This window comes from Candidatus Cloacimonadota bacterium (assembly GCA_012522635.1).
Lineage (GTDB): Bacteria > Cloacimonadota > Cloacimonadia > Cloacimonadales > Cloacimonadaceae > Syntrophosphaera.
Window position 1 is genome coordinate 1 of the sequence record JAAYKA010000128.1, and the last position, 5,908, is coordinate 5,908.

Genomic DNA, 5,908 nt, shown 5'->3' on the forward strand with positions numbered 1-5,908 from the left:
CCAACTCGATTCACCACCACTGCCATTGGTTTTTTCAGAAATCGCATGGTTTGAACAGCCAGGCTCAGGTCGTGCAATCCGAAAGGTGTGGGTTCGGTAACCAATAGCGCGAAATCCGCGTCCCGCGTGGCGTTTATCACCGAACAGGAAGTTCCGGGAGGACAATCCCGAATCTGGAGGCTGGCATGAGGTATTTCCGCTTCGGCGTAAGCCAATGTTTGTTCAATCAGCGGAGTCGCCATTTCCACCCCGATTATCATTTTGCTTTCCACAAAATCCAGGCTGCCAATCTGGTGATGGCGCAAACGTCCCAGAGCGCTTTCCTGCATCGGCAGTGCGTTTTCGAGGCAAAGTTCGCTGCAGGCATAGCAACCGTGGCAAAGCTCTGGCATCACCAAAATGTGTTTTCCCAGCTTCAAAACAGCGTTAAAACGGCAAACTTCGGAACATTTTCCACACAGTGTGCAGGCTTCTTTTTCCCACACGGGAACATGTCTGACCAACTGTTTTTCACGCTTCAACTCGCCTTTTATGAATATGCCGCTGTTTGGCTCTTCAACATCGAGGTCCAAAAGCACCACTTTTTGTGAATTTGCGGCGTGCAGAGCCAGGTTGACCGCAAGAGTGGTCTTCCCGGTTCCACCTTTTCCGCTGGCAATTGCAAGTTTCATCAGTGGTCACAACGGTTTTCGCCGGATTCGAGTTTCCCGTTCAGATACAACTCAATCAAGTCGCGCAGTGGAAGTAGTGGCGCACCAATGATAACTTCTATTCCTTGTTCGCGCATCAAATCCTGGGCGCGATTGCCCATTCCACCAGCGATGACCACATTGCAACCCTGCTGATGCAGAAAAGCTGGATGAGAACCAGGTTCGTGGGCGGGCGGATCAAGTGTTTCTTCCTTCACGATCTTCTTGTCTTCAATCGTGAAGACGGCAAAAGCTTCACAATGCCCAAAATGGGCGCTGATGTTTCCTTGGGTGACTGGGATGGCGATCTTCATTTTGTTTGTTCTCCTGTAAGTTTAATTTTCCCCATTGGGGGCGGGCTCAAATTCTTTCAGCCTTTCTTCAATCCAGCGAACCTCTTTTTCGAGGGCTGCCTTGCGCTCCAAAAGTTCTTCACGCGTGTATTCATAAACATGACCCTGAAAACCCTGAACCATGTTTGTGTCTGGGCTGGGACCAAAACCTTGGCCACGGCCACCGCCGCGACCCAATCCTCTTCCGCCCCGGCCTCCACGTCTGGGCCCGGTTCCATCAAAATCTGGCATGTTTACCTCCATGACGGCATCTGCCGCATTGTTTGCATTGTTGTTGATGACAATTTCCCAAAGAGACGAGATTTGGCCCTTCGCAATCAGGGCAATGAAAAAGATATTTTTCCGCGCTTTGCGTGAAATTGTCGCAATCTTCGCACCAGAAAGAATGTTCCTTCAGCCTGATGTCACCGCCTTCAATCAGGATTTCCGCTCCTTCAACCAATGCTGAAGCAAATTTTTGTCTGGCGCTGTCATAAATCCGTGTGAGCGTGGGACGGGAAATCCGCATTTCTTTCGCGGCTTCGGCTTGGGTGAGGCTTTCATAATCCAAAAGCCGGATGGCTTCATATTCATCCAAAGCGAGCACCACTTTTTGACGCTTCCCCTCCAGCCGGCCAAAAGGCCGGAAACCTTTGACCGTGGGGGTCATTTGAACATGTCTGATAATACGTTTTCTTGCCATTTCTCATTTCTCTTGAGTGAACATATGTTCAAAATAATCGAACCACGCCTTTCTGTCAAGTGCGATTTTTCAATCCTTTTCGCAAGTTAGAAAATAGAGACTCAAAAGCCAGGCTTGCACGGCCCTTTCTTCTGGCTCAGAATCAACCGCGGAGCTTCCGCCGATCATCCCATGAAAAATGTAAGTTGATAATGGGAAGCTCCCAAGGCATGTATTTGTCACCGCCAAGGGTGAGGAAAGTTTTCAAACAAAAAAACCATCCCCTGGATGGGGATGGTTGCAGGGAGGTTTGAGCAGAGAAGGACTCAGTTCAGGGACGTGAATTTCCAGCGTGGCTTCCGTGACCACCTTGATTGTTGCTTGGAGGTTTGGGGATGCCTGAGCCATGTCCAGAGCCAGAAGGAGGTTTGTGTCCTGGTCCGGAAGGCGGTTTGGGAGGCGGAGGTGGATTATGATGCCCGTGTCCTGGTCCTTGATGTCCAGTAGCTGGATAATAGTAGTAAGGGTTATAATTGTAACCCCAGGTGGGTGGCGGCGGGGTTTTCTGAAGCGTAAAATGGAAAACTGTGGGGTTACGGATGGCGTCGCGTTCCCACACTTTGGTGTAGGGCACGAAAATCTGCTGGCGTTGGCTGATATAGCCAGGTACAGAAATCAAGACATCAAGAATCCGTCCAGGTCTTCCGCCTACATACACCATGTTAAAATCCATCTGGACGGGTACTATAACGTTGGGCGTTGTACCAAGATATTGGTTTGTGCCATACAGGGATACAATCGCGCCCTTGGGCTGGGAAGTTATTTTCAACGCTCCGAACATGTTTTGAGCGCTGAGCAAGCCGGCCATCAAGGCCAGCAGTGCGATGAGCAGGGCTTTGCGTTTCATGGTTTCCTCCTTGGGGAATGTTTGTTTTTACAAATCAATACCGCGACCCATGAAAAACCTTCAAATAAAAAAATCCCCTCTTTTTGGCGAGATGCTTCAAAGAGGGGTCTGAAGAGGTTTAAAGGGTTTTTATAGACTATAGGTTTTCGATATGTTTCAAGGGTTTGGGCGCGGTGGCAGGGCTCACGCCTTCCATGGTCAAATATCCTAAAACGGGGCTTCCCATTGGTTTTTGTTTTTCATCAACGCGATAGAGCTGAACCGGAATACGCAGTGGGGCACCATCTTTTTCCGCGACGTATTTTCCTTCATCGTCCTGGGGGAAGGGATTGCTGTAAAGCCAGGTCATACCAATGGCGGCGCTGCCATGTTCAGCGTTCACATTTTTGCGTGAGGAACCCAATGCCAGACGCTGTTCCAGGGAAAGATTGGGTGAATTGATACTGGAGGAAACGCTGCCCATCAATTTACCATCCAAAAAGACCTTGCGACCGCTGGCAATGCCTTCGCTGAAGAGCATAATCAGTGCTTTTTGCGGGTTTGCAGCCAGTTCTTTTTCCAGAGCGGCTTTGCCCACAAAGAAATCTTTGTTCATATCCACAGCCGCAGCATAGAGCGGAGCGTTGATGGGCGTGTGGGTGGAATCGTATTCGCTGCCCATGAGTGGAAGTCCGACAGGACCAGCGGAAATACGGTTTTCGTCGCGGCCGCCCAGTCCAACCAAAAGTCCGCCCAAATCGAGCGCAAGGCTCACGATGTTTTTAAAATCTTCCTCGGCATTTTTTGCGGGGATATAAAGTTCCCAACCCCAGCGGTTTGTATAACCGGTGCGGCTGATGTAGTAGCGCTCGCCATTTTTTTCGAACTCGTTAAAGGTGAAAAAACTCATGTTCTTTACGGGATTGTTGCGATTCTTGATTACCTCAGCCCCGAAAACGGTTTTTATCACTTTGTAGGAAAGCGGACCTTGGATATCCACCTTCACCAGTTGTTCAGAGATATCATCGGCTTCCACCTCTTCCCCATCCTGCTTTTGAGCCATAATGCGGTCGATATCAGCAATTTTCTGAACCCCGTCCACGGTGTCCGTGATATCATGTCCGGCGTTGATTACGGCGATGAATTCGGTATCGGAAACACGCATCACAATCATGTCGTCCTCAACCCCGCCGTTTTCGTTCAGTAAAAGGGTGTATTTGCAGCTTCCCACCTTCATTTCGCTCATTTTGCCTGCCAGAGCGCGATCCAGAAGCGCGGGCGCGTCTTTGCCCCGGAAACGAAGCTGGGCCATGTGGTCGATATTGTAGATGGCGAGCTGGTTCACCGCTGCGGATTCTTCCAAAACAGAGGTGAGATAGTTCACGGCCATGCTGTATTGGCCAAAATTACTGCGTTTGATTTGTCCCTGCGGCAAACCGCGTTTTTCCGCCAAAAGCGGCAGATACCAGTTTTCCTCCAAATCGTAGAGGAAGGTTTTGCGAGCTTGTTCGGGAAATTTGAAACCGTATTGACTCATTATGAGCTCCTTTTATTTTTTAATCATTTTTTAGATAGAATAATCTTCAAATGCCGTCGCGCCAAAGTATCTCTCCACCCACAATGGTTAAAAGTGAGCGCGCTTCGAGCCAGTATTCCTCTGGCAGTTTTGTGAAATCTTCAATGACGATGAGGTCAGCCAATTTTCCGGGTGAGATGGAACCTTTGATATTTTGTTCTGAAGAAGCCGCCGCCGCACCTAAAGTGTAGCCCTGAAGAGCTTCCCAAACCGAAATTCGCTCTTGAGGGTGCCAAGCTTCCTGCTTGGGATCGAGTTCTTTTTTGCGGGTGACGGCGCTGTAAATTCCTAAAAATGGGTTGATTGACTCGATGGGTGAATCCGAGCCAAAACCCAGCGGAATCCCAGCATCCAGCAGGCAGCGGAAATTGTAGGCCTGATGTTGGGTTTGCGGCCAATGATTTTGAATTAAATCAATATCATTAGCCAGATGCACAGGCTGAACCGCGCAAAACACACCGCTTTTTTTTAGAAGAGGGATGTCTTCCGCCCGGATGGATTGCACATGCTCAATCCTCTGCGGCAGAGGTAAATCCACGCCTTTGGTTTTTTGAAAAGCATTGATAGTGATAAAAACGGCGCGGTCACCAATGGCATGAACTGAGGTGGAAAAACCTGCCTGAGCGGCTTTTTCAATCAGGGTTATCAGTTCGTCCTCGCTGTGACGCAGGATGCCTCGGTTTCCACCGGAATGAGGATATTCTTCAAACATGGCAGCGGTTTGTGAACCGAGAGCGCCGTCAGCAAACAGTTTGAGGCCTCCCAAGCGATACCACTTTCCACCTTCTCCGCATTTTTTACCGGAGGCTGTTATCTCTTCAAATTCATCCAAATAAAAATGCCGACAAACTCGGAGAGCGTGGCTTTTAACGCAAAAATCTTCCAAAACCTCGGCTCCAGCGGGAACTTCCATGCTGTGCAGGCTGGCAAGCCCGAATTTATGAAGCTCCGCGGCGGCTGTTGCCATGCATTGTCTGGTTTCATCGGCACCCAGGGGAACGATGTATTTATCCAAAAGTTCGGAAGCCGTTTCCAGCAAAATGCCAGTTGGTTCACCCAGAGAATTCCGCCAGATTTTTCCACCGCTTGGATCCGAACTGGAAGCCTTGATGCCAGCGGCTTTCAAGGCCATGGAATTGCAACAGCGGCTGTGGTAATCCTTGCTGAAAAGCGCCACCGGTGTATGGGGAAAAAACTCATCCAAAATCGACTTATTAAACTTTTCAGGCTCATCCAAACGGTTTTTGTCCCAACCGCCGCCCAGAATCCAATCCGGTAAAATGGGGTTTTCGCGGCGGAACTGCTCAAGCCTTTCACGGATTTTTGAAATGCTGTTGAGACCGGATAAATCAACCTGCTTCAATTGTTTGGCATATTCGCTGAAGTGGGTGTGGGTGTCGATAAAAGCGGGCAGCAGAGCCTTTCCCTTGAGGTCGATGAGCTCATATTTTCCCCGGCAGGCTTGTTTGCAGGCAGCCAAATTTCCAATCAATTCAATACGTTCGCCACAAATCAAAACAGAATCAAATTGACTCTCCTCCGCTTTTTCCAGGGGAAAAATCTTGGCATTGCTTAAAATCAGGTTCAAGCAGGCTCCCACATACGAAAGCGCCAGCTTCTATTCCAAAACTGCGCGCAGGTCAGTTTCAAGCTGCAGAGCGTTGTCAGTTTTGGCGTCGCGATATTTCACGATGATGGGACAATAGACTTGAAAACCAGGTTCGTTCTTCATTTGGCGGCTGC

8 protein-coding genes are annotated in these 5,908 nt (G+C 49.3%); all 8 read right to left on the reverse strand.

What is annotated here, in order from left to right:
- The coding region (locus GX135_06480) for a P-loop NTPase (protein NLN85733.1) at positions 1 to 671 on the reverse strand (671 nt) is incomplete at its 3' end.
- Complete coding sequence (locus GX135_06485) at positions 671 to 1,003, reverse strand: ATPase (protein ID NLN85734.1); 333 nt, start codon at positions 1,001 to 1,003, stop codon at positions 671 to 673. The genes GX135_06485 and GX135_06480, both read right to left, overlap by 1 nt.
- Before the next feature lie 21 nt (positions 1,004 to 1,024).
- Complete coding sequence (locus GX135_06490; protein NLN85735.1) at positions 1,025 to 1,273, reverse strand: hypothetical protein; 249 nt, start codon at positions 1,271 to 1,273, stop codon at positions 1,025 to 1,027.
- Positions 1,260 to 1,724, reverse strand: a complete 465-nt coding sequence (locus GX135_06495) for a DUF134 domain-containing protein (GenBank protein NLN85736.1) — start codon at positions 1,722 to 1,724, stop codon at positions 1,260 to 1,262. Before GX135_06495 ends, GX135_06490 begins: the two co-directional genes overlap by 14 nt.
- A 310-nt stretch (positions 1,725 to 2,034) precedes the next feature.
- On the reverse strand, positions 2,035 to 2,610 hold the full coding sequence (locus GX135_06500; GenBank protein ID NLN85737.1) for a hypothetical protein: 576 nt from the start codon (positions 2,608 to 2,610) through the stop codon (positions 2,035 to 2,037).
- Positions 2,611 to 2,746: 136 nt separating this feature from the next.
- The gene (locus GX135_06505) at positions 2,747 to 4,126 is read right to left on the reverse strand and encodes an aminomethyl transferase family protein (GenBank protein NLN85738.1); all 1,380 of its coding nucleotides are present in this window, start codon (positions 4,124 to 4,126) and stop codon (positions 2,747 to 2,749) included.
- Positions 4,127 to 4,172: 46 nt separating this feature from the next.
- Entirely contained in the window at positions 4,173 to 5,753 is a 1,581-nt protein-coding gene (locus GX135_06510) for an amidohydrolase (GenBank protein ID NLN85739.1), read from the reverse strand.
- 30 nt (positions 5,754 to 5,783) lie between these two features.
- Positions 5,784 to 5,908 (reverse strand): 2,3,4,5-tetrahydropyridine-2,6-dicarboxylate N-succinyltransferase (locus GX135_06515; protein NLN85740.1); only part of this gene is annotated, 125 nt, incomplete at its 5' end.